Source organism: Legionella antarctica (assembly GCF_011764505.1).
In the GTDB taxonomy this organism is placed as follows: domain Bacteria; phylum Pseudomonadota; class Gammaproteobacteria; order Legionellales; family Legionellaceae; genus Legionella; species Legionella antarctica.
Genome location: NZ_AP022839.1, coordinates 2,925,701 through 2,950,472, shown reverse-complemented (window position 1 = coordinate 2,950,472; position 24,772 = coordinate 2,925,701). Strand labels below are relative to the sequence as shown.

Genomic DNA, 24,772 nt, shown 5'->3' with positions numbered 1-24,772 from the left:
CAAAGAAAGCCCAGCTTACGGAAAAATCATATGAAATACATTTAATATCAGCGAGTTATTTTGTTCTTAATTCCTCTTTTTTAAAAAAATTTGTCCGGTACCAAGAATCGGGATAAGTATGTTTTTGATACCTAATAATTCGTTAATAAAAAAATTATATACTACGATACTATTTGTTCAAAAATCCCCCTATAGAAGAGAACCATGCCAAACTCTGCATACACATCCGAGATGACCCTCGACAGTATTGCCCAATCCAATAGCAGCGGTGTGGATAAGCTTGTTGCCATCACCCATCTCATGCTTAGAGGAAATTACCAATTTATACACCATTGGATTTTTCTTATAAAGATGCACAAAAAGGAAGCGATTCCAGTAATCACGGCTCTTATTGATGACTATGAAACAGACTCTAAGCCAAATGGCCCTACACTATACCTACGTGCCTTAATCTATCAACAGCTTAATGAGGACAACCTAGCCATAGAGCTATTGGAGCAAGCTATTGAGAGGGGAAGTGACGCCGCTTTTGTTAGTCGCGCTAATATGTATTCAAAGGGGTTGGGTGGCCCTAAAGAATTGGATAAAGCCGTTGAATTGTATAAGAAGGCCATTGCTCTGAAGAATTCCAGCGCAAAGGCATGCCTGGCAAATCTATACCTCTATATTCAAAAGGATCCACAAAAGCGAGATGAAGCCATCGAGCTCCTTCAGGAAGCCATCGCTGATAATAGTACAGAGGCTATGTTTGTCTACGCGGAATTTCGTATGCACCATGTGTCCCAAACAGCTGAGAATGCCGTCGAAATCGTCAAGCTGTTAGAGAAAGGCAGCTCATTAGGGAATACTCAATGTATGCTTTTACTAGCCCAATTGCACCTTACCCGCCAGGGATTAAGACACGATTTTGATAAAACCAACGACCTTTTTGACCTTGCGGTTGCATGGGGAAATGATCCAGAGAAGGTTGCTAACGCACGTCTAAACGGCCTCGGTGAAGGCGATTGCAAAAATTTGGCTAAAGGCATCGACCTCCTTGAGCAAGCCATTGCCTGGGGTAATGTTTCCGCCATGGTTACGCGCGCATATACTCACTGCCTCGGTCAGGGCGGGCCAAAAGATGATCTTAAAGCCATCGAACTCCTTGAGCCGGCCATTGCTATGGAAAATACTCGGGCAATGTATTTACGCGCCATGATGTATATCAAGGGTGAAGGCGGGGCAAAAGATATTGTTAAAGGGATTGAACTCCTTGATCAAGCCATTACACTTAATAGCGCTGAATCTATGAGCTTGCGAGCTTTGTTGCATCAAGCTGGTGAAGGTGGGCCAGTCAATTTCTCTGCTGCTGTTACGCTCTATGAACAAGCCATGGCAATGCGAGATATAACAGCCTTTACTAAACGTGCCCTGATGCACATCCGCGCACAAGGCGGACCAGAAGATTTAGATCGAGCCGTCAAACTATTGCGGCAGGCTAATCAGTTAGAAATGCTCTCTTCTTTAGCATTTACCTTCGTCAAACAAAAACCGCAACCCGATTATACAAAAGCTGCGAAGCTGTATCGTCTCGTTGCAAAATATTTGCCTGGGAATCATGGCGTTGATGGTTTAATTTGTAATCAAGCTAAACACCCAGGATTTCGTTACCATTTAGCGATGCACCAAGGCAAAGTAGAAGAGGCCTGCGCCGTCATTTTGCAAGCGAACAGTGAAGATATCAGCTTTATTAAATTTGAATGCCATCATTTTCTGGAAGATGAAGCCCATTGGCATAAACTTCACGAGATGGTGATACAATTGAGTGACATGGCTTCCCACTCATCTAACAGGGCACCGAGATGGTTCCGTTTAATGAGCCATTTTTTGAAAATTTCCCAGAAAAAAAATCTAAATCTGCCCGCAGAACGGTTTGAAAAACTGATTGAGGAATGTAACTCTGCCCTATCGACTCTTTCGTCAATTACTGACTTCGGATTATTGCCTTTACCCCAGGGTAAAGACATCGCAGAGGGATCCCTCAAACGCAAACACCTTGAACTTGAATTGGACGATAGCATGATGTGGTCTAATGGATTTGTACACTCCAGATAAGAGATAATCATCTTAACTGGAGGTAATAAAATGGGTGCAACGAAATATACTAAAGAATTTAAACTAGACGCTATTAGTCTTGTTTTGGAGCAGAATTATACGCAATCAGAAGCTGCACAAAGTCTGGGCATTGATTCCAGGTTGATAAGCCGGTGGATCAAAGAACACTCCAAAGAGGAAGGGCAAGCATTTAGAGGTAATGGTAAATTAACTGACGAACAACTAGAGATACGTCGTTTACGAGAAGAATTAAGACGCGTAACAATGGAAAAAGAAATATTAAAAAAGGCGACGGCCTTCTTTGCAAAAGAAATGAAGTGAAATATTCATTTATTGCCCAGAATAAGAAGGCCTGGCCAATTGACGTGATGTGTCAATTGCTGGGTGTTACAAGAAGTGGTTTTTACAATTATCTTAAATGTAATTGATGTGGTCTAATGGATTTGTACACTCCAGATAAGAGATAATCATCTTAACTGGAGGTAATAAAATGGGTGCAACGAAATATACTAAAGAATTTAAACTAGACGCTATTAGTCTTGTTTTGGAGCAGAATTATACGCAATCAGAAGCTGCACAAAGTCTGGGCATTGATTCCAGGTTGATAAGCCGGTGGATCAAAGAACACTCCAAAGAGGAAGGGCAAGCATTTAGAGGTAATGGTAAATTAACTGACGAACAACTAGAGATACGTCGTTTACGAGAAGAATTAAGACGCGTAACAATGGAAAAAGAAATATTAAAAAAGGCGACGGCCTTCTTTGCAAAAGAAATGAAGTGAAATATTCATTTATTGCCCAGAATAAGAAGGCCTGGCCAATTGACGTGATGTGTCAATTGCTGGGTGTTACAAGAAGTGGTTTTTACAATTATCTTAAATGTAATAAACCACCAGATCCATTGCATGTGGAGATGCTTGATTGGGTTAAAAAATTAGCAGAATCAAGCCATTATACTTATGGAAGCCGTCGAATGAAAAAAGCATTAAATGCATTAGGTTATCCTGTTGGGAGAAATAAAGCCCGAAATCTAATGAAGGAAGCAGGAATACACGCACGTTACAGAAAGAAATATAGGGTAACAACAAACAGCAAGCATAAGCAGCCTATATTTGAAAATGTACTTAATAGACAGTTTATTGTAGAAAAGCCTAATCAAGCTTACGCCTCCGATATTACCTATATTTGGACACAAGAGGGTTGGTTGTATTTAGCTGTTGTTATCGACTTGTTTTCAAGAAAAGTTATCGGTTGGAGTATGAGTTCGCGGATGAAGGCAAGCCTGGCTTGTGACGCCCTTAAAATGGCGCTTTGGCAACGCAAACCCAATACTGGAGTAATAACCCATTCCGATCGAGGCGTTCAATATGCGAGTAATGCTTATCGCATGCTATTAACTACTTATGGTTGCATCGGTAGTATGAGTCGTAAAGGTAACTGCTGGGATAATGCTGTTGCTGAAAGCTTTTTCGGGAGGTTAAAACAAGAGCGAGTCCAATGGCGCAATTACCAAACTCGCTTTGAGGCACAACAAGACATCCTGAATTATATTACAATGTTTTATAACAGTAACCGCTTACATTCATTCCTTGGATATAAAAGTCCAAATCAGTTTGAAAATGAGCAAATAATACAATTAAAAAAAGTCGCTTAACTGGTGTGTATCAATTTGCTTGACCACATCAAACCGTATGGATGCCGAAGTTTCGCCATTATCTCCCCTAGACTCTTTAAAAACGGCCATTGAAGAGAATTTGCAAGCGTTTCCCTACTTGCGCCCCCATCAAAAACAAGCCATCCAGAGTTTACAAAACCTCACCCAAAAAAATGGAAGCTTGGTGCTGGCAACAGGCACAGGCAAAACCATGATTCAATTTGTTCTGGCCAATCTCATGTATAACCGCCCAGGCAATGGCTCTATCATCATTGTTACGCCATTCCAAAGTCTGGTTACTCAAACCTATGAGGACATGATTGACTATTGCAATCGATTTGGGAACGAAGACCACCTAAACATTCCTGTCGATCGCATCATCAAAGTCAGCTCAAAGGCAAACAATGCTTCCGTACAAAAAGTCATCGATAGCGACCTGACGAATAACAAAGGCATTTTTATTTTTTGCTCCAAAAGCTTTGGTCAATACATAACGCGTAGCATGTCGAAGCTGATGAACGTTGTTCTAACGATGGCTGACGAATCTCACCTTACAAATAAGGACACGCTTAAAAAATTCATGGAGATGAGTGATTGTCCAACCATTGGACTCACTGCAACTCCGCCAATGAGTGACATCTTTCCTCAGCGAACTTACTGCTATAGCCGAGAGGAAGCAACGGAAGATAAAGTGCTGGCCCCACTGCTTATAGAGCGATTTAAATGCTCCATATCACCGCCGCAAGAACTGAATTCCTTTATCGATCAAATGCCCTCAATTCTGAGAACAAAACGTCATCCTAACGGTCAATTTCTCCTTGATTTAAAAGGGATTATTTATTTACCCCACATTGCGGATACTGAACGGGCTGAAAAGATTCTTAGAGAGGCCAACATTGCAACGTTTACCATTAACTCTAAAATTAACAGCTCAGGGCTTGAGCAGAGAATAAAAGCTTTTTCAGCGAAACAACATCACGAAGGAGCCGTCATTCTCGCCGTGGGGATGTGCTTAGTCGGATTTGATGATCCTCGCTTGAACTGGACTATCATTGCTAAAAAATGTAGCAATCCTGACATATACGTTCAGATGGCCGGACGAGTACTAAGGAAAAATGCAGATCAGGCCGATAAAATTGGCTATGTCCTAGGGTTTGAGGATATGGATTTTAGTCAATTCGGCAGCTGCCGCAGAGATAGAAAAGCACTACACCGTGCCCATCCTTTATTCCTTAAACCATTCATCCAAGCAAAGCTCAATCGAAACCTCATCGCCAATATGCAGGCGTTCATGAAACCTTCCATCCAATTATTGTACGATTTTATGCTAGAAAATGAGACAATTTACCCAGGCAATAAAAACGAATGGGGTGAGGCTATGCGCTCCATAGATGAAGCCTTTGATGTCTATTCTCAATACCTTTCTCATTCTTCTAACTTTCAATTTTATGGGAGTGAATTGGAGGAATATGACCTGTCATTGAAAAGAACGAAATTCTATGCACAATGGAAAGCCATAGAAGGACTCTTGGCCCGAGAAGAAAGAGCTTGGACGGACTATTCTTATTCCAATGACAAAACCAAAGGATTGCAGCAAGTCTATGAGATTGGTCAAACCTTACTGCAAAGCTTTGGACTGGAAGTGCCAGCAACGCACCAATCTGCTCGTTTAAGGATGGGTTGATAAAATGCAGAATAGATTGCAGTCAAGTAATTTTCAAGGGTCAACCAATTCAGTCATGGAGGGTGACGATGAGGGGAATGACACCGAATTTCATATCTAAAAATTAAATTATTATTTTGGGGTTCGGAATCCCGGAACGCCGCTTAAAGCGAGTGCTGAGCAAGCTTCATTAATGATCTAGAATAAATCGGCATAAGCTTCATAATTAAAGTTTATCCTTGAAGTGGTTCTGCCCTCGTGGTAATGCCAAATTAATTTTCTGATTTGCAGCTGCGTCTTTAATAAAGCTATGTGACGCACTGTGTTTGAAAACTCCACTCCTTCATACCGCGCTTTATTACAAAGGATGGATTCAATAATAATATTCTATTAGAATAGGAAGACAGAATGGATTCGCTATATCCAGTTGATTTTAATAGATTATTTTCCAAGGGTTGCTAGTGTTAGGTTTTTTATTCCCGGTAAGCTTATTCTTAAGCGCAGTACTGTTATTCAGCATTCAGCCAATGGTGGCTAAAACGTTGCTACCCGTTTATGGTGGCACTCCAGCTGTATGGACAGTATGTATGCTTTTTTTTCAGCTTGTAATGCTGGTTTCATATGGTTATGTCTGGTTGCTAAGCTTCTTTAACAAACCTACTGTATGGCGTTTGATACATACGGTACTGGTTGTCTTAAGTTTAATAGCTCTTCCGATTATATTTCACCCATTAAATATGGATGTTCAACCCGAATGGGGTATTTTGCATAACCTATTTACTCAAATAGGCTTACCCGTACTTGTTATTGGGGCATCAGCACCATTGTTGCAATTTGCATACAGCCAGACTCAGGGAAAAGGAGCTACAGATCCCTATTTTTTATACATAGCCAGTAATCTAGGTAGCTTATTGGCTTTAATTCTCTATCCTTGGGTGATTGAACGCTTTATGGGTTTATCTATTCAATTTCATCTTTGGAGCATAGGTTATTTTTGCTATTTGTGTTTATTGACGATTATCCTGTTTGCAGCTCGATATCAGCCTTTACCTCAAACAGAAAAAAAGGTAACGATAGAACACTGGCAGGAGATGTTGTATTGGGTTTTTTTAAGTTTTATCCCGTGTAGTTTGATGTTGGGCGTCACTCTATATATTACAACAGATGTAGCAGCTACGCCTTTATTTTGGGTCTTGCCACTTGCCTTGTATCTACTTTCCTTTGTGGTCACATTTTCCAAAAAACCTTTAATTTCCCAGACATGGGTTATTAGAAACTATATGTTTTTCCTGATATTTACCATTCTCGGATTTATCCTCGGTGTAAGTGAGTTGAAGGCTTGGGAAATGGTACTGTTTAATTTAGCAAGTTTCTTTATTTTAGCGGTTCTTTGTCATGGCCAATTATTTCAGAGAAGACCCAAACCTCAATCACTTACCTTGTTTTATTTTTGTTTGGCCATTGGTGGTGTGTTGGCTGGTATTTTTAATGGAATTTTAGCGCCACACTTGTTTAACCAGGTTTATGAATATCCTTTAGCTATATTGTTAAGTTTACTTGTTTTGCCTGCTACGAAATACAAGTCAGCAGCTTGGCTGCCTTTATTGATTTTAGCCCTGGTTGTAGTCCACTATTTTATTCCTAGCATTAAGGGAACCTCCACTTTTCAACTGATTGCAATTATAGCCTTAGGGCTGATAATTTTAGTGCGACAAAACAAACTTTGTTTGTTTATTTCGATGTCTATTTTATTCTCACTAATTTTTTTACCCCTGTTTAATCAAAACAAGATTTTATTGCAACAACGTAACTTCTATGGGGTAAAGCAGGTGCTGGCAAAACAGGAGGTGCATGCGTTGGTTAGTCAGTCTACTGTTCATGGATTACAATTTCTCAATGAGAAGAAACCAATCAGTGGCTATAGATCATATTACGGCGCAACTAGGGCTGTGGTTGAAACGATGAAAAAGCAGTTTCATTCGATGTCTGTGACTATTATAGGGTTAGGAGCCGGAACTATGCTGTGTCAATTTCGTAAAGCAGATTTTGTCAACGTTATTGAGATTGACCAGCAAATGGTTGATATTGCAAAAAATACTGAACTGTTTACCTATTTGCGTGACTGTCATCCCCATACAGAAATCATCAAAAATGATGGACGACTGGCTTTAGCAAAAATAGCTGACGGATCACAGAAGCTATTAATCCTGGATGCGTTTAATTCAGACTCTATTCCTGTACATCTGATGACTCTGGAAGCATTTACTCTTTATAAGAATAAAATCGCTCCTGATGGTGTTATATTAGTCAATATTAGTAACAGGCATCTTGATTTATTACCTGTCCTTAATGCAGCAGGGCATTTTTTAAATCTACAGGTATTGTATTTGTTGGATAAGGGAAATTCCAAATTTGGACAGTTTCAATCCGAGTGGGCTGTCCTTACTTCCAACCAAGATTTAATTCTTGAATTAACAGATAATGCTTGGCGGCCAACGGATGAAAAGAAGCAGTTTTTATGGACGGATGATTACTCTAATATAGTGCCGTTATTAAAGTGGAATTGAAAAATATATAGCCTGGGTCATCTATGTTTCGTCATTTTCCAGCTGATGTATCGGGGTAAAAAAGAAACTTATAACCCTTTAGGATTGATTGATACCCCTGTTGTCTGCTTACCGCGCCCAGGCACTAAAGCAGAAAAATAGACTAGGAATGACACCTATAACCAGATCGTTATCCAAAAAAATCCATTCGAACAAATCAGAGGATAGGCCTTTAGCCAACGGGCTCCTTGCAATTAGACCTCTGCCAAGTTACCTTTGGTTTCCAGCCAGATTTTTCTATCCCCAGCGCGTTTTTTATTGAGCAACATATCCATAAGCGCTTCGGTGCCTTCTTCATCATCAAGAGTGAGTTGAATCAGGCGTCGAGTATCCGGATCCATAGTAGTTTCCCGTAATTGAATAGGATTCATTTCACCTAAGCCTTTAAAACGTTGGACGTTTACTTTTGCTTTTGTTGTTCTAGATAGATGCTCAACAACACGATTTTTTTCTTCATCATCCAGGGCATAATGGACAATTTTTCCGGCATCAATTCTAAATAGTGGGGGCATAGCGACAAAAACATGTCCAGCTTTAACCAACGGTTTAAAGTGTCGTAAAAATAAGGCGCAAATCAGGGTGGCGATATGAGCGCCATCCGAGTCCGCATCAGCGAGAATACATAATTTACCATAACGCAGGCCTGTAAGATCATCAGAGCCTGGATCAACTCCTATGGCTACCGAAATATCATGAATTTCCTGGGAGGCCAGGACCTGGTTGGAGTCCACTTCCCAGGAATTAAGAATTTTACCCCGTAAGGGTAAGATAGCCTGAAAATCTTTATTACGTGCTTGTTTTGCAGAGCCTCCTGCTGAATCCCCTTCAACTAAAAATAATTCAGCCTGACTTAAATCTGTTTGCAAACAATCTGCCAGTTTACCGGGAAGAGCGGGTCCTTGACTGACACGTTTTCGGGCAACTTGCTTCGCCTGTTTTAAACGTTTTTGTGCGCGGTCTATTGCTAATGAAGCTATTGCCTCACCTTGGTTTCGATGTTGATTTAACCATAAAGAAAAAGCATCTTTGATTACATTACTTACAAAGGCAGCTGTTTGCCGTGAGCTTAATCGTTCTTTAGTTTGTCCGGCGAATTGAGGTTCTTTCATTTTAACTGATAAGACATACTGACAGGGCTCCCAGAGATCATCAGCGGTTAGTTTCACGCCACGGGGTAACAGATTCCTTAATTCACAAAATTCAGCCATGGCATCAAACAAGCCAGAGCGTAATCCATTAACATGGGTTCCACCTTGCACTGTTGGAATCAGGTTGACATAGCTTTCATTTAAGCTGCTGTTCGCGGCTTCTGACCAAACCAAAGCCCAATCCACGGTGGCTTCATCATTTTTAAATTCGCCCGAAAAAGGTTCTTCTGGTAGGTAATTGTCAGGTAATGTCTGGCTTAAGTAATCCGTTAAGCCGTGTTCATAACACCAATAAGTTTCTTCATTCGTTGTCTTATTGATAAAGGTCATAGACAAACCAGTGCATAGAACCGCTTTTGCTCTTAATACATGAGTAAGATGCTTTAAAGATATTTTAGTTGTATCAAAATATTTGGCATTAGGCCAAAAACGAATAATTGTCCCTGTTTCTCGTTTTTTAGTGATGCCTGCTTCATTTAACTCACATAGTTTATCACCATTCGCAAATGACATTTGGTAGACAATACCATTACGTTTAATTGTCACATCAAGGCGCTCAGACAAAGCGTTCACCACTGATACCCCAACCCCGTGCAGTCCACCAGAAAAGCTGTAGTTTTTATCAGAAAACTTGCCGCCGGCGTGAAGACGAGTCATGATCACCTCAACACCACTCAAACCTAACTGAGGATGTAAATCCACGGGCATACCTCGTCCATTATCTTCAACTTCAACTGAACCGTCTTCAAAAAGAGTTACTCGGATATGGCTTGCAAATCCGGCGAGTACTTCATCGACACTATTATCTATGACTTCTTGTGCCAAATGATTTGGGCGGGTAGTGTCGGTATACATACCGGGACGTCGTTGAACAGGCTCAAGGCCATTTAAGACTTCAATCGCTTCCGCATTGTAAGTTTCTGCCATGGTATTCACTCAATGATAAACTAGATCCATTTTAACATAATTCACTTACGAACTGAGTAGGTTACATAAAAATTGAAAAAATGAATTTATATTTTTTGTTATTTTTACCATTATCTGTTTAGTTGCCAGTTAAACCATTCTCTTGGTACAGTGAACGAATTGTAAATAGACGATTAAAACATGCAAAATATAGCAGAAATACATCAATTATCAGTTGCCTTCCAAAGTCCTAATAAAATGATCTCGGCAATAGACAAGGTTAGTTTTAACCTAAATCCAGGTGAAACTTTGGTTTTATTAGGTGAGTCGGGATGTGGGAAGTCGCTGACTTCTTTGGCTTTGATGCGTCTGCTGCCTCGAACAGGTGTTTATGGCATTGACAGCCAAATCAGTGTTAATGGAGAAGATATTTTAACTTTGCCTGAGCATATGATGAGGCAGTTAAGGGGGCGTAAACTGGCAATGATCTTCCAGGAGCCTATGACTGCTTTAAATCCCGTGATGACGATAGGTGAACAAATTTCTGAAATTCTGGTAAGGCACCATGCGTGTTCAGCAACTAAACTTAAAGAGGCACTTTTAGATCTTCTGAACGAAGTAGAAATGCCTCAACCGCAAATAAGAATTCATCAATACCCGCATCAACTTTCTGGTGGACAAAAGCAACGCGTGGTTATTGCCATGGCCTTAGCATGCAAGCCGGATATCCTAATTGCAGATGAACCTACTACTGCTCTTGATGTGACAATTCAAGCGCAAATTCTGGCTTTATTGAAAAAAATACAACGCATACATCAGATGAGTTTATTATTGATTACTCATGATTTGAGTGTAGTAAAGGAAATGGCAGACAGAGTATGTGTGATGTATGCAGGACAAGTTGTGGAACAGGCGTTAGTCGATGAATTTTTTTCTCAGGTTGGCCACCCTTATGTTCAGCAATTGCTCGCATCGTTACCTTCTTTTGCTAAACGTGAAGAAAAACTATCGGTGATTTCCGGTAGTGTACCTACTTTAGATGCTTTACCATCAGGTTGCCGATTTCATCCCCGATGTATCTATGCATTTGAACGATGCACTGTTGAAGAACCGCAATTACAACCAATAAATAATCGTAGTTTACGTTGTCATTTATATCCTGAATTGAAACAATTACCTTTATTAGAGAAAAATAAACTGGTTTGGGATACTGCTCGTGAACAAGCCGAAACCATATTTACAGTAATGAACTTATCGGTGCATTTTGAGCAAAAAAAAGGAATATTTAGTCCCAAAGTTATATTTAAGGCCGTTGATGATTTGTCTTTTCGTTTGAAGCAAGGAAAAACTTTAGCTTTAGTTGGCGAGTCCGGTTGTGGAAAGACCAGTGCCAGCAGGGCATTATTGCGTTTATTACCTGCAGCTGGTGGAAAGATAATTTATAGGGATCAAGATGTTTTATCTCTTGGCTGGAAGGCTTTAAGGCAATATAGAAAAAAAGTTCAAATTATTTTTCAAGATCCCTTTTCTTCTATGAATCCGCGCATGACGGTAGGAGAAATAATAGCTGAGGGCATGCAGGCCCAGGGAATGAAGCCAGCAATTATCAGAACAAGGCAGAAAAAGCTGATTAATCTGGTTAATTTACCCAGTACCAGTTTAGATCGATACCCTCATCAATTTTCGGGAGGTCAAAGACAGCGAATTTGTATTGCCAGGGCCTTAGCTACAGAACCTGATATTTTAATTTGCGATGAACCAACCAGTGCGCTGGATATCTCTGTTCAAGCACAAATTCTTAATTTATTAAAAGAATTACAACAGGAAACTGGCCTCTCTTTTTTGTTTATTACTCATAATATGAGCGTTGTATCATACATTGCAGATGAGGTATTGGTAATGAAAGACGGTCTGGCCGTTGAGTTTGGGACCTGTGAACACATCCTTAAGCAACCACAGCACGCCTATACCCAACAATTGTTAAACTCGGTACTTCTGCTTTAATGATGTTTGGCATCTCAACGCCCCTTATTTTATTCTCATGAACGAATAACTCTTTTTATCTTGAATCTTTATTTCATATTTTCTTAAGCATTCGTATGCTATGATTTTGTGCAATAACTAGCTATAAAGACATTTATTATTGGGAGAAGTGTCTACATGAAGATTATTCTAAATGAATTAAGCTTTACTAGTATTAAAGATTTTACGAGTTATTTAGAAACTAACTATGAAAAAGATCCGTTGCCAGCAACAGTGCATTTGAAAATCAATTATGATGCGATCAACTCACAGAATAATAGCGATCTGATTGATTTTCTTCAAACAGAACGCCGTTGTATTTACAAGCTTAATTTAATACCTGAACCTTTAAGTAAAAAGCAAGCGGCTTTTAATCAATTGCTCAATAAAGTCTATCTGAAAAATACAGGTCAACATGGTTGTTCTGATTTTACAGAAGAACTGCCCGTCAGTATAAGAAAAGCGAAAAAAAACTGGGTTGAAGAAAAAAAAGTAAGTCCCTTGGGTTTACAGATCTTCAAACGACCTCTTGAAAAAACTGCTGAAAGAAGAGCAAAGACAACTGGTTTATCCACGTTTGCCCCAGAAGACGGCTTAATAATAGATCTGGTACATAGGGTCGTTGAACAGGCAGATCCTGAGCTTGATTCAGCACTACTGAGATCATTAACTGATAAGCTTAATGCAGTGATTGCAACGAAAGGCAAAGAAGTGCCTACTTTAGTTTATGGGTTAACTTTGCTCTTAAAAGCTTACAGGGCGAACGGTACGTATGAATTGATACGATTTCATAATTTGCTTGGAACGTTAGAGTTAACTAATGAGCATACTTTAAGCTTATGGATGAAAATTCTTATCTCTTTTGGAGAAAATTCAAAATCAGAAGATTTAGGATTATTGTTGGATTTACACAAGGGTCTTGTAGCTCATGGAACTATGCTGAATTCGATTGCTAGTTTATTTGATAATCTGCCTTATCCAGATTTAAACCAATTGGTTATTGAGCTGGGTAAGAATAAAAAAGAACTAAAAAAATATATTGATTTTTTTGATAAAGATCCTAAAGCAATACGAGCGCCTCAATATGACACGCATGGGATCTTAATCAAATCATCCCAAAAAATTCTTGAGGAGCAATTTGATACTGCTCAGGTACATCGAGTAATAACCAAAATGAAAAATTTGGTTGACGAAGGCCGTTTAACCAACGCGCCTCTGCATAGCCTTGCTCAGCAAGTAATTTATATTAATGCGATAGGTAAGGACCATCCTTTAACTGTTGACAATAAACAGTACACTAATCTAACCAATGTCAGCAGGTCAGAATTAAATACATTATCAAAGTTATTAATTGCTCGAGTAAGAAATCCAGTTTTGATTGAACATGCAAAAACGAAAGCACAGTTAAATTTACTGGCAGTGATGCGAGAGCAATACTTCCGTACTACAGGCCAATTCATTGATACAACGCAGATCTTATCGATTTTAATGTCCATGCAAAATCAACAGTCTAACATGTTATTAGAAATTGGTAGCGAGGAAAGAAAAAATGCCACCACCCCTCTGTTGGCAGCTATGCAGTGGGTTGCAGCTGATGGCGGTACAGTAGATGTGTGCATGGGTAATAGAGGGTTAGTAAAAGAGAATTATCTGGATAACGGAGTAAATCATTTTTTTACTGTGCTTGATATTCCCACAGCAGTAATAGAGGCTGATGATCCAGCAGGAACTTTTCAGGTTGGAGGCATTAATTATTCAACTGTTGTTGATTTGGTTATTTATCGCTCACGTGCTACTAGCGAAAGTGACGCTTTAACAGTCAAAAAACTGGGGCAGCCATTATCAAGTAACTTAATTATCAATGCAATAGATTTTTCCACTGTAGATGACAGAATAGTATTTGATCTTGTAGAGAACAGTAAAAATGAAGATGATTTGAATGAGACTGTACCCAATCCCTATATATGGATTTATCCTTTAGTTGATGAATTTATTAAACAAAAAGAGTTTAAAAATTTAGATTCCTCATCAGGTGATGTGTGGGATGAGGAGCAAGATAGAGAGAATTTAAAACGATTTCTTAATACACACGCAACGACTGAATTGCAACGCGAACAGTTAATAGATTTATCAGATTTAAAACTCAATTCCTGGATTAATCTGGCATGCAGAGTCCAGCAATTAGTGGAAGGTGAGGATTTTGATGTTTATTTAACTCAAACCTCTGGTATTGCGGTACCTGGATATCAATCAGTTCCCCAAACGGATTGCATATTCGGCAGAGATGCACAGCACTTTATACATGCTCATTTACAAAAAAAATATCCTTCCAAGACTTTTTTGATTGAATCAGAAACGGAAATTATAGATTCAGTACCCGCCAAAGATTTATTTGACCATTATAAAGAACATGGCCGTATCGTTGGTATTTTTACCCGCATAGCTCGCTCTTTAGATGATCAGAATAATCTATTAAATGCTGAGGTTGCATTCCAAATGCCCTCGCATCACAAAAAAAGTGAACGTGACTCAATTGACACGCCACTCGTTGTTAAAAAAGCAGAGCATCTGGAAAAGATAAAGAGAATTGTGACCCAGGCTCGATCGGGTCAACCTGTGGTCTTGCTCGCGACTGATGAAAACCATGTGAAAGACTTATTCCATGAGTTAAGTAACCAATTTAAAAATGATGGCAATGACATTAGGATGGGCGCTTTCACAGGTGAGGAATCAGAAGAAACCAGAATAAATTGGGCAGTAAATTGTGCGGGTCAAATAAACACTATTACGATTGCTACATCTTTATTAATTAAAGATATTACTTTTAATACAGAACATGAACATGGATTTTTAGGTATTCAAACGTTTCTTGAGGCACCCGGTAAAACAGGCAAGTTTATCGATCAATTATCACCTAATGGTAAACCCGGCCAATATGTTGCTATCTATGAGGAAGAAGGAACAATTTTTTCAAATTCATGGCCTTTCCAGCCGGAAGCAAATCGAAAGAGTATTCTGGATGAAGTGGGCAGGATTCAGCGAAAAAAGAATCAGGAATTGGCGGTTGAACGTTACTACACTCAAACAGTTGCCACCATGCAACTGACGGTATTGAAGCAATTTGATGAATGGCAAGCATTTTTACATCTGCTTTACCCCCAAAATGTTTGGAAAAAATTAGATCATGAGTTATTTGTGCAAAGAGAAGATTTGATAGTTTCTCTTGTTGATCAATGGAGTAAATGTTTAACGGACTCTGATCCTGGACATGTTTATTCCAATCCCTACGTAAGACGCGATAGTAATAAAAAATTACAAACAGCGGCACTAGATAATGCATTACAGGATTATGAAAAAGGTATTGAGTTAATTTGGAAAACTCATCGTAATGTGCTTAAGGAAAAAACCGAAAGTAAAATTCAGGAAGAATCGGTGAATGCACTGCGTCGTAACTATTTAGAAGGCGTGATGTTAAGTGATCAATTGCGACTCCAAAATCTAGCCCTTCGTCATCATAAAAAAACTACAGCCCTTGAACAGAAAAAAACAAGCAGGGTGGTGGATTCTGGATTAGATGTGAACGGAGCCATGCTCGTTTACTCTGATGTTTCAAAGAATGAATACAGATCAGGTTTTGCCAAGAGTCAGCTTAAATTGCTGGTTAAAGATACTATTCGAGAAATCGAACGCTCTTCTTTAAGTGCCAATGTAAAATATTTGTTCATTAAAAGACTGAGCACAGCAGGAAATTTTTTAGCTCTTGAACAAGTTTTAAAAGATTATCACGCGAGAGATCTTCCGGAAAAATATCGGATGCAACCCATCCTTTGCGAATTGATACGAATTTACAAGTATTCAGGTATTCCTGAAACTAAAGAGTTGCAAGAGCTTAAAGGAACATACATAGGCAATGTTGCCTTCGAAATCGCTGAAAATCTTGAGCTTAGTTTATCTTGGTCCCTCAAAGAGAATAGAGGTTTCTTTTATTGGCTTGAACGAACTGCTGTAAAAACTGCAGCGCAAGAGATATTAATTGCTGTTGACGAGGTAAAAAAGGCAACGGATACTCCTTCTCGGCAATTGGCACTTAAAAATCTTTATAAACTTTTGATTCAGCATCAAGCACAACTTGAAGGACTTTGGATATTTTCTTTTGGTCATCAAAACACCAGTACTTTGATTAATCAAACGTTAGAAACGTTAGAAACGTTAACAGTTATTGGAAGTGGGCAAGACCAATTGGATGGTTCTTTTATTCATAAATGCCAAGAAGATGCGCACTCTGATTTGATGAAAAAACAATTTAAGTCTGCTTTGAACCAAATAGAGGAGCAACACAATCCATGGCTAGAAAATAATCTGCAATGGAATACTATTAAAGATCAAATTCATTCTATTCAACGTGATAACAACACAGTCTATGTTATTGACGATTTATATTATTTTCTTTCCAGGACCAGTAAAGAATTAAATCAATCTAATTCGCAAGTCTATAAACCTGTTATAGAGTTGAGAGGTGAGCTTCGTACTATTTGGAATAAATTTTCTCAAAAACATCAGGAATTAATCAAGAAAACCAATCATTTTGATTATAAAGCGGCGAAATTACAGGAACATTTTCAAGGAATAGAGGGGTATGTGGTTGGTAGTGTCAGGATAACACCTGTTCATACCGGATTTCATGAATATTATGATCTAATCATAGAGGGTTCTGGCTCTATTCCTTTATTTGATAGTTTTATGCGTTACAATTCAAGAGTTCCAGTTCTTAATCAAGAGCGTACAGGCTTAGAAAGCCTGCAAGAGCAAAATAATGCCCGAATCCGTATATTGCAAGAATTACAACAAAAGCAATTACCTTTGCTTCACTCCAGAGAATACAAACAAGTGGATCAATCGTTATTTCCTGAAAGTTATCATGCTCTAATTCAGGAAGTACTCCTTTTAAAAGATTATGTTGCGGGTAAAGTACCTGATGATTTAAACGGTTTTTCTGAAAAAGAACAAAATCTCTTTTTTGATAGAAATTTATTAAAGGATTTTGATTCGACTGATTTTACTCTGGAGCAAATAAATCACTTAAAAGACCAGCAGTTAAAATCAGATTTTATTGAATTATATAATAAAATAAGGGGAATAAACTCAGAACCCGCTCCATCCTTTTTCTCCAGATTTGTGTCATTATTGGTCAGACCGTTATTTCCACAAGAGACAAGTGAGGATTGGCGTTATCAATTTGCTGGATTAAAGGGAATACCTGATACTCAGTTAAGTACTATTCTGCAGCCGCAAATAGATAAAAAAATTCAAGAGTTAGCCTCTCATTTGGCTGCTCTTGAAATCGAAGCTGTTAATGGTACTAAACCCTTGGCTGATCAAATCGAATATTTAGCAGAAAAAATAGATGAAGAACACAGTAAAAATGGTGTTTTTATAAAGCGATTTGAAAATCTCGATCAGCTCTATGATTTTGAGATTGAGCTGAGAAATTTTAAGGCAAGTCAGTCTTTTGCTCGTCTGAGTGGTACACAGCTAACCATGGAGGCTTCTGTATTAGAAGAGAATGAGTTTGAAGCAACAAGTCAAGCTTTTAGTTGTTGTGAAAAGCTGTGATTGCGGGATGTCTGCTATTAAGTCTTAAAATCAAATTAGCAGAAACATCGCGCTACATACCGCGCATAAATCGTGGTATGTAGGTCAATACTTTAAGGTAGTGTCATTCGTCTATTGAACCAATCCTGAAATAAAATTGATCACTTCATCCAGACTTAATTGTTGGGACTCGCTAGATGTTCTGGCTTTATATTCCACAATTGCCTGTTCCAGGTTTCTATCACTGACTACCAAGCGATGAGGAATACCGATTAAATCATTATCAGCAAACAGTATACCTGCTCTTTCATTTCGGTCATCCAATAAAACATCTATTCCCAAATCACTAAATTGTCGATAAAGAGCATCGGCCTTATCTTTAACAGCCTGAGATTTATGCCCATTAATTGGAATAATGACCAATTGAAAAGGAGCTATAGCTTGAGGCCAGATAATGCCCCGATCATCATGATGTTGCTCAATAGCTGCAGCGACGACCCGTGTAATGCCTAAACCATAGCATCCCATCATCATGGTTTGCAATTGACCTTGCTCATTAATTACGGAAGCATTCATGGCTTTGGCATATTTATCACCCAACTGAAAAACGTGGCCAACTTCTATACCACGGCAAGAGTGAAGCCTTCCCTTACCATCAGGGCTAAGGTCACCTTCTTTAACATTACGTAAATCATCTACTTCGTTATAACTGGCATCTCTATCCCATGCTGCATTGATATAATGTTTGTCAGCAAGATTGGCCCCACAAACAAAAGAAGGCATAGCTAAAGCATAGTGGTCAACGATGACAGGGATATCCAAATTAATGGGACCTAATGAGCCTACTGGGGCTTTTAAAGTTTTGAGAACGGTTTCTTCATCTATAAAGACCAGGGGTGAATCAATTAAAGGATTTTTTATGGCTTTAACCTCATTGAGTCCATCGTCCCCTTTTAAAATCAAAGCCACCATCGGATGTTCTTTTCCTTTTACAATCAAGGTTTTGATCGTTTGATTGCACTCTATATTCAGGAAATTGGCAACATCAGTAATGGTTTTTACGTCTGGAGTATCAACCAATTGCAGGGCTTCAGTAGTTGGTTCGCTTGCCTTGGGGGGATTTAAACTGGTAGCTTTTTCAATATTTGCCGCATAATCGCTGGCATCACTATAAAAAATCAGATCTTCACCTGTCTCAGCCAATACCTGGAACTCATGAGAAGCAGAGCCGCCAATAGCACCCGAATCTGCCTCCACAGCACGATACTTAAGACCCATGCGATCAAATATTCGATTGTAGGCCAGGTACATTGCTTGATAGGTTTCCTGCAAACTTTTAGGACTTAGATGAAAGGAATAAGCATCTTTCATTATGAATTCCCTCGCACGCATTACACCAAAGCGTGGCCTGATTTCATCACGGAATTTTGTTTGAATCTGATAAAAATTTACTGGTAATTGTTTGTAAGATTGCAGTTCATGACGCATTAAATCAGTGATGACCTCTTCATGAGTAGGGCCATAGCAATAGTCTCTTTCATTGCTATCTCGCATGGTCAGTAATTGACCGCCGAAAGTATCCCATCGTCCTGTCTCTTGCCATAGTTCTGCAGGTTGTACCGCGGGCATCAATATTTCCATGGCTTTTGCCCGATCCATTTCTTCGCGGACAATATTTTCTACTTTACGCAATACTTTAAGGCCCAGTGGCATCCAGGTATAAAGCCCCGAGCCTAGCTTACGAATCATACCTGCTCTTAACATTAGTTGATGAGAGGTAATTTCAGCATCATTAGGAGTTTCTTTCAGGGTTGCTAAAAACCATTGAGACGCACGCATTTCTGCTCCTGGATAATCTAAGTTGAAAAGAAGCTATTATATACTTATCATGAGGCAATTTGCGATTAAATTTAGGAACGCACTGTGAATACCTTAGGACTCATCCAAACCTTTTGCAAAGTAGTTCAATGTGCCAGTTTTACAGCAGCTGCAAAAGCTTTGCATATTTCCGGAGCCGCGGTAAGTAAGCAGATAAGCTTGCTGGAGGCTGATCTTGGTGTGATGCTCCTAAATCGAACTACACGCCATGTAACCCTTACCGAAACAGGAGAAAACTATTACAATGAGGCTCTATTGGTTTTACTCGCTTTAGAGAAGGCTTATGGTGTTGTTGCAGCTGCCAAATCGGAGCCGGCTGGTTTACTGCGCGTGAAGAGTGCACGTTATTTTGCGGAACACATTATAATACCTCGTTTACCAGAATACAGAGTAGCTTACCCGCAAGTCATACTGGACTTAAAAATTGACGAACAAATACCCCATCTCCTGGAAGAAGATTTGGATGTGGTATTTGGGATGTCTGCACAAGTAGCCTCTAATTCAATTCAAAAGAAAATTACATCGACTCGCTATGTATTTTGTGCTTCTCCTGATTATTTGGCTGCTCATGGTCGGCCTGAACAACCTTCTGATTTACAAAAACATGACTACATTACCCATACGATGAGAACACCTAATGATTGTTGGATTTTTCAATCCGGAGAAGTCGTTTATTTTAAACCTCTGTTATATTTAAATGATGCTCAGGCAATGTTGAATTGTGCCATAAACAGTTTAGGCATTGTTGCATTGCATCATTATCAAGTGGCGTCTGCTCTCGCTAAAGGTGAATTAATAGAGGTTCTGGAGCATTATCGTGTACCACCGATTCCAGTATTTTTGTATTACCATCCCGGGCGCTATATGCAACCGAAGGTAAAAACATGGGTAGAATTTATGAGTCAAGATTTGCCTGCAGAACTATGATTGATCCGGAAAAAATTTTGTAACCTCAACTTAGTATCTGGACTTTGGCCAATTGTAAGTATCTGAAAAGAAAAGAGACACGCTGCCTATAATTGCATAATATCAATATACATCACTTTTTTTATCCGTATACGTAGGCCTTAGTATTGAATAATAAGATGATTCTTATAAGCAGGAGGATCTGATGGAAATTCAGCATATTAAAAATGAAGTAAAACTATTTTTACTCAATTCATTTAGAGTTAGGGATATTGGCTATTCTGATAATATTTTTGATACAGGTGCAATGCACTCTTTATTTTACATTCAATTATTAGTTTTTATAGAGAAGAAATATAAAATTGATCTTGATGTGGGAGAGTTTGATCCAAATCAGCTAACTAGTATTGATGACATCGCTCACTTTATTTTTAGTAAACTATAATTCAATTTGATAATTGTGATAAAGTTTGGCTGTATAGTACATCCAGATTGGACACGCTACCATGAGACAAAAAAAAATTACTCTTCTTGGTTCTGGGACAATGGGTTCAGGTATTGCACAACTTTTCGCGCAATACAAATTTCATGTCACTTTAATTGATAATCTCCAATCTCAATTAGATAAAGCAAAAGACACTATAGCTAAAAATTTACACTATCAGGTAGTAACCAAGAGTTTGCCCTCTAAACAGGTCATTGAAACAATGTTGGCATCAATTTCTTTTACAACAAAGTTGGATGGACTGCAGCAATCTGAATATATTATTGAAAATATCCCTGAAAATTGGGAGCAAAAAAAAGCCTTGTATCAACTATTAAATAAACAATGCAGCTCAACCTGTATTTTTGGGGTAAATACCTCTTCCATTTCGATTACTAAAATAGCGTCACTGGTTGAGCATCCTCAACGTGTTATAGGTGTACACTTTATGAACCCAGCGCCGATAATGCCTATGGTAGAGGTAATTAAGGGATATCACACTGACGAATCGACAATAGAAAAAACTAAATCGTTACTGGATCAAGTGCACAAAAAAATGATCGTTGTTAAGGACTCAGTTGGTTTTGTGAGTAATCGTGCAATGATGATTTTTATTAATGAAGCCATCTTTATGATACAGGAGAACATTGTATCAATCGAAGATCTAGATACTCTATTTAAACAATGCTTTGGACATAAAATGGGACCATTGCATACTGCAGATTTAATTGGTTTGGATACGGTTCTCTATTCTTTAGAAACATTGTATTCAGAGCTAAACGATCCGAAATACCGACCCTGCTGGTTATTGAAAAATATGGTAGATGCTGGGCTTCTTGGACAAAAAACAAAAAAAGGATTTTATCAATATGAATAAGGTCTGTTGGCATTCGCCAGGGTCTGTTGACAATTTTGAGCTTTAAAAACCCGTTGTGCCGGGACTTGTTCCGACACATCGAAAGACCAGTCAATATACCTTAAGGAGAGAAATTTTGCCTGATTACCAACATCAATACATGAAGCAGAAGCGATTATTTAATCATTTCGTAGAAAATTCGCTTCACCCTCATTCGAAAATATTTGATAAAGAACAAAGCATTCCCCGTGATTTTTTTTATACATTAGCCCAGAATGGTTTTTTGGGCGCGTGTATTCCTAAACAATTTGGTGGGCAACAATGGGATGAATTGACCATTGGTATAATGCATGAATCATTTGCCAAGGAGCTTTGTTCCTTGGCAAATATTTTAACGGTACTAGGTATGGTGAGTAAGTCACTTATTCAGTTTGGTTCGGAAGCGCAGAAAAAAAATTGGTTGCCCCGGATTGCAACAGGGAAAACCCTGGCTGCAATAGCATTAACTGAATCTAATATTGGTAGTGATTTGGAACATGTTGAAACTCAATTGTTGGATATAAGCGGTGAATTTATTCTAAAAGGGAGTAAAAAATACATTACTTTAGGGCAAATAGCCGATTTGTTTTTAGTTTTAGCAAACTACCAGGGACACCTAACTACTGTTTTAGTTGAAAAAAATACACCAGGTGTGATTGTTTCTCCGATGTCTGGCTTTTTAGGTTTACGCTCGAATATGTTGGCAGAAATATTTTTTGATAATTGCCCAATTCCTAAAACAAATTTATTAGGCACTATCGGTATGGGTTTAACCTATGTTACCCAAACTGCTTTGGATGAAGGACGCTATACCACTGCGTGTGGATGTGTTGGTTTAGGGCAAGCATGTTTGGATGCAGCTCGTGATTACATTCAAGAAAGAACACAATTCAATCGAACATTAGATGAGCATCAGTTGATTCAAAAAATGATAACTGAAATGGTGGTGCAGGTTAAAGCTGCGCGAGAATTGTGTTTTTATGCAGGGTTACTTAGACAGCAAAAAAATCCAGCTTATATTGCTGAAACCTTGGTAGCAAAATACGTTGCGTCAAAAATGGTAGTATCTGTATCTAATCATGCGTTGCAAATATTTGGTGCAGCTGGGTTTGAGGAAACTCATCCTGTTGAACGATATTATAGGGATGCTAAAGTAATGGAGATTATCGAGGGAACCTCACAAATGCACGAAATTCTCATTTCCAAGCTTTGTGTCAATTAGTATGGGGATTTATAAATGAAATCCTTTGATCAATACACCACAATTTGTTCCCTATTCGAAGAGCAAGTAAAGCAATATCCAGAAAATACAGCTATTTATCTGGAAGATCGTGACATTTCTTATGATGCCTTTAATAAACAAGCCAATCAATATGCAAGACATTTGCAGAGAAGAGGGTTGTCATTAAATGGAATTGTCGGTATCCAACTCATGCGTTCTTTTGACATGTTAGTGGCAATCTTTGCAGTATTAAAGGCTGGGGGAGCCTATTTGCCGTTGGATCCCCAGGCTCCTCCAATTAGAAATCAAACTATCCTGGAAGAGGGGCGAGTAAAATTTTTAATTGTTGATGATAATTCATTAGTGACAGCAAAATATGAGTTAGATGATAAAAATGAGCTTCAAATATTGAGCATTCATGAAAACACGAGCCATGAACAATGGGGTAATTTAAACCTGCTTCGAGAGAAGCACGATTTAGCCTATGTGATGTACACTTCAGGTACTACAGGCAAACCTAAAGGGGTCATGATTTCCCATCTGGCCCTGGTTAATCGGATTGTATGGATGCAACATACCTTTCCATTACAAACTCATGATGTCGTGTTTCATAAAACGCACATTTGTTTTGACATTTCGGTTTGGGAGACATGTTGGTGGTCCGTTGCGGGTGCAGCAGTGGTTCTTTTACCACAAAAAAAAGAACATGATATTAAGTTATTTATTCGTATGATTGAGCAATATCAGATAAGCGTCATTCATTTTGTACCTTCGGTATTACGTATCTTTTTAAGTTATATTAAAGAAGACTTTTTGATGAATCGTTTGGAATCCTTAAAATATGTGTTCTCAAGCGGAGAGGCGCTGGATGCAAGAAGCGTTAATTTATTTAATAAGCTATTTCGGGATCATGAAACCCTATTAGTCAATTTATATGGCCCCACAGAGACCACAATAGATGTTTCCTGTTTTATTTGTGAAAAAAAAAAACACTATCGCACTATTCCAATTGGAAAGCCCATCCAGCATATTCAACTTTTTGTGTTAGATGAGCAGCTCAATCCAACGGGCTTCGAACCAGGAGAACTATTCATTTCCGGGATTGGATTAGCTCAAGGTTACTTAAATAATCCAGCACTTACCCAGGGATCGTTTTTAGATAATCCTTACCTGCCAGGAGAAAAAATGTATCGCACTGGAGATGTAGTCTGTTGGAATAAAGAAAATGAATTAATATTTTTGGGCCGCAAGGATGATCAAGTAAAATTACATGGCATGCGTATTGAATTAGACGAAATACAATACCATTTATTAGATCATCCCAATATTCAGGATGCAGTCGTTGTCTGCCAGAAAGTGGATTCTCTTGATCATAGAATGGTCGCGTTTCTAATTGCTGATAACAAACAAATAAAGCTTAACAATGCTGAGCTTAAATCGTTTTTAAAAACCAGAATTCCTGATTATATGGTTCCTGAGCATTATATCTGGTTAAGTTCATTGCCAAGAAAAGAAAATGGAAAAATAGATAAAGCGCAACTCATGAGTTTCATTTAATCTAAGTAACCTGCAGGGAATAAGATGACCAGGATTTGATAGCCATCTCATTTAAATTAAGAACATAGCCTATATTTAAAATAGGCTAGATTAAAACTAATTGAATGAAGCTGTGGACAACGGGTCTTTCGATGTCTCGGTACGTA

General features: G+C 38.6%; 13 protein-coding genes and 1 pseudogene. 12 read left to right on the top strand and 2 right to left on the bottom strand.

Going from position 1 to position 24,772, the window contains the following annotated elements; genetic code table 11:
- The first annotated feature begins 204 nt into the window (after nt 1–204).
- The 5 genes and pseudogenes from HRS36_RS13920 to HRS36_RS13900 all read left to right on the top strand — a co-directional run bounded on the left by HRS36_RS13920 (nt 205) and on the right by HRS36_RS13900 (nt 7,977).
- A complete protein-coding gene (locus tag HRS36_RS13920; RefSeq protein WP_173237768.1) occupies nt 205–2,094 on the top strand; it encodes an SEL1-like repeat protein in 1,890 nt (629 codons plus the stop codon).
- Between the two features lie 30 nt (nt 2,095–2,124).
- A pseudogene (locus HRS36_RS13915) lies at nt 2,125–2,513 on the top strand (transposase); the annotation flags it as partial.
- 71 nt (nt 2,514–2,584) lie between these two features.
- Nucleotides 2,585–3,747, top strand: a protein-coding gene (locus tag HRS36_RS13910; RefSeq protein ID WP_226905474.1) for an IS3 family transposase whose coding sequence is annotated in 2 segments (ribosomal slippage) — nt 2,585–2,846 and nt 2,846–3,747 — 1,164 coding nt in all. Because the reading frame shifts where the segments join, the coding sequence is not laid out codon by codon here.
- A gap of 37 nt (nt 3,748–3,784) precedes the next feature.
- Nucleotides 3,785–5,431: a DEAD/DEAH box helicase gene (locus HRS36_RS13905; RefSeq protein WP_173237767.1), complete on the top strand. Its 1,647-nt coding sequence runs from the start codon at nt 3,785–3,787 to the stop codon at nt 5,429–5,431.
- A 440-nt stretch (nt 5,432–5,871) separates the two neighbouring features.
- Nucleotides 5,872–7,977: a spermidine synthase gene (locus HRS36_RS13900; protein WP_173237766.1), complete on the top strand. Its 2,106-nt coding sequence runs from the start codon at nt 5,872–5,874 to the stop codon at nt 7,975–7,977.
- Nucleotides 7,978–8,210: 233 nt separating this feature from the next.
- On the opposite strand, the gene parE is transcribed toward HRS36_RS13900, so the two are convergent.
- Nucleotides 8,211–10,091, bottom strand: coding sequence for a DNA topoisomerase IV subunit B (gene parE, locus HRS36_RS13895; RefSeq protein ID WP_173237765.1), 1,881 nt, complete (start codon nt 10,089–10,091; stop codon nt 8,211–8,213).
- A gap of 180 nt (nt 10,092–10,271) precedes the next feature.
- On the opposite strand from parE, the gene HRS36_RS13890 reads away from it, so the two are divergent.
- The gene (locus HRS36_RS13890; protein ID WP_173237764.1) at nt 10,272–12,074 is read left to right on the top strand and encodes an ABC transporter ATP-binding protein; all 1,803 of its coding nucleotides are present in this window, start codon (nt 10,272–10,274) and stop codon (nt 12,072–12,074) included.
- A 156-nt stretch (nt 12,075–12,230) separates the two neighbouring features.
- Nucleotides 12,231–17,705, top strand: coding sequence for a hypothetical protein (locus HRS36_RS13885; RefSeq protein ID WP_173237763.1), 5,475 nt, complete (start codon nt 12,231–12,233; stop codon nt 17,703–17,705).
- Between the two features lie 111 nt (nt 17,706–17,816).
- On the opposite strand, the gene HRS36_RS13880 is transcribed toward HRS36_RS13885, so the two are convergent.
- A complete protein-coding gene (locus tag HRS36_RS13880; RefSeq protein WP_173237762.1) occupies nt 17,817–19,523 on the bottom strand; it encodes a proline--tRNA ligase in 1,707 nt (568 codons plus the stop codon).
- An 84-nt stretch (nt 19,524–19,607) separates the two neighbouring features.
- Here HRS36_RS13880 and HRS36_RS13875 point away from each other — a divergent pair, with 84 nt between their 5' ends.
- The 5 genes from HRS36_RS13875 to HRS36_RS13855 all read left to right on the top strand — a co-directional run bounded on the left by HRS36_RS13875 (nt 19,608) and on the right by HRS36_RS13855 (nt 24,626).
- A complete protein-coding gene (locus tag HRS36_RS13875; protein ID WP_173237761.1) occupies nt 19,608–20,489 on the top strand; it encodes a LysR family transcriptional regulator in 882 nt (293 codons plus the stop codon).
- A gap of 184 nt (nt 20,490–20,673) precedes the next feature.
- Nucleotides 20,674–20,913: a phosphopantetheine-binding protein gene (locus HRS36_RS13870; RefSeq protein ID WP_173237760.1), complete on the top strand. Its 240-nt coding sequence runs from the start codon at nt 20,674–20,676 to the stop codon at nt 20,911–20,913.
- Between the two features lie 61 nt (nt 20,914–20,974).
- Nucleotides 20,975–21,829 (top strand): 3-hydroxyacyl-CoA dehydrogenase family protein, encoded by an 855-nt coding sequence (locus HRS36_RS13865; protein ID WP_173237759.1) that lies wholly within the window; start codon nt 20,975–20,977, stop codon nt 21,827–21,829.
- A 115-nt stretch (nt 21,830–21,944) separates the two neighbouring features.
- On the top strand, nt 21,945–23,069 hold the full coding sequence (locus tag HRS36_RS13860; RefSeq protein WP_173237758.1) for an acyl-CoA dehydrogenase family protein: 1,125 nt from the start codon (nt 21,945–21,947) through the stop codon (nt 23,067–23,069).
- Nucleotides 23,070–23,084: 15 nt separating this feature from the next.
- Nucleotides 23,085–24,626, top strand: a complete 1,542-nt coding sequence (locus HRS36_RS13855) for an amino acid adenylation domain-containing protein (RefSeq protein WP_173237757.1) — start codon at nt 23,085–23,087, stop codon at nt 24,624–24,626.
- The last annotated feature ends 146 nt before the right edge of the window (nt 24,627–24,772 follow it).

Excerpts from the sequence above, each read along its gene's own strand:
- HRS36_RS13920 (WP_173237768.1), top strand. The coding sequence starts at position 205 with ATGCCAAACTCTGCATACACATCCGAGATGACCCTCGACAGTATTGCC.
- HRS36_RS13905 (WP_173237767.1), top strand. The coding sequence starts at position 3,785 with ATGGATGCCGAAGTTTCGCCATTATCTCCCCTAGACTCTTTAAAAACG.
- parE (WP_173237765.1), bottom strand. The coding sequence starts at position 10,091 with ATGGCAGAAACTTACAATGCGGAAGCGATTGAAGTCTTAAATGGCCTT.
- HRS36_RS13890 (WP_173237764.1), top strand. The coding sequence starts at position 10,272 with ATGCAAAATATAGCAGAAATACATCAATTATCAGTTGCCTTCCAAAGT.
- HRS36_RS13885 (WP_173237763.1), top strand. The coding sequence starts at position 12,231 with ATGAAGATTATTCTAAATGAATTAAGCTTTACTAGTATTAAAGATTTT.
- HRS36_RS13880 (WP_173237762.1), bottom strand. The coding sequence starts at position 19,523 with ATGCGTGCGTCTCAATGGTTTTTAGCAACCCTGAAAGAAACTCCTAAT.
- HRS36_RS13870 (WP_173237760.1), top strand. The coding sequence starts at position 20,674 with ATGGAAATTCAGCATATTAAAAATGAAGTAAAACTATTTTTACTCAAT.
- HRS36_RS13865 (WP_173237759.1), top strand. The coding sequence starts at position 20,975 with ATGAGACAAAAAAAAATTACTCTTCTTGGTTCTGGGACAATGGGTTCA.
- HRS36_RS13855 (WP_173237757.1), top strand. The coding sequence starts at position 23,085 with ATGAAATCCTTTGATCAATACACCACAATTTGTTCCCTATTCGAAGAG.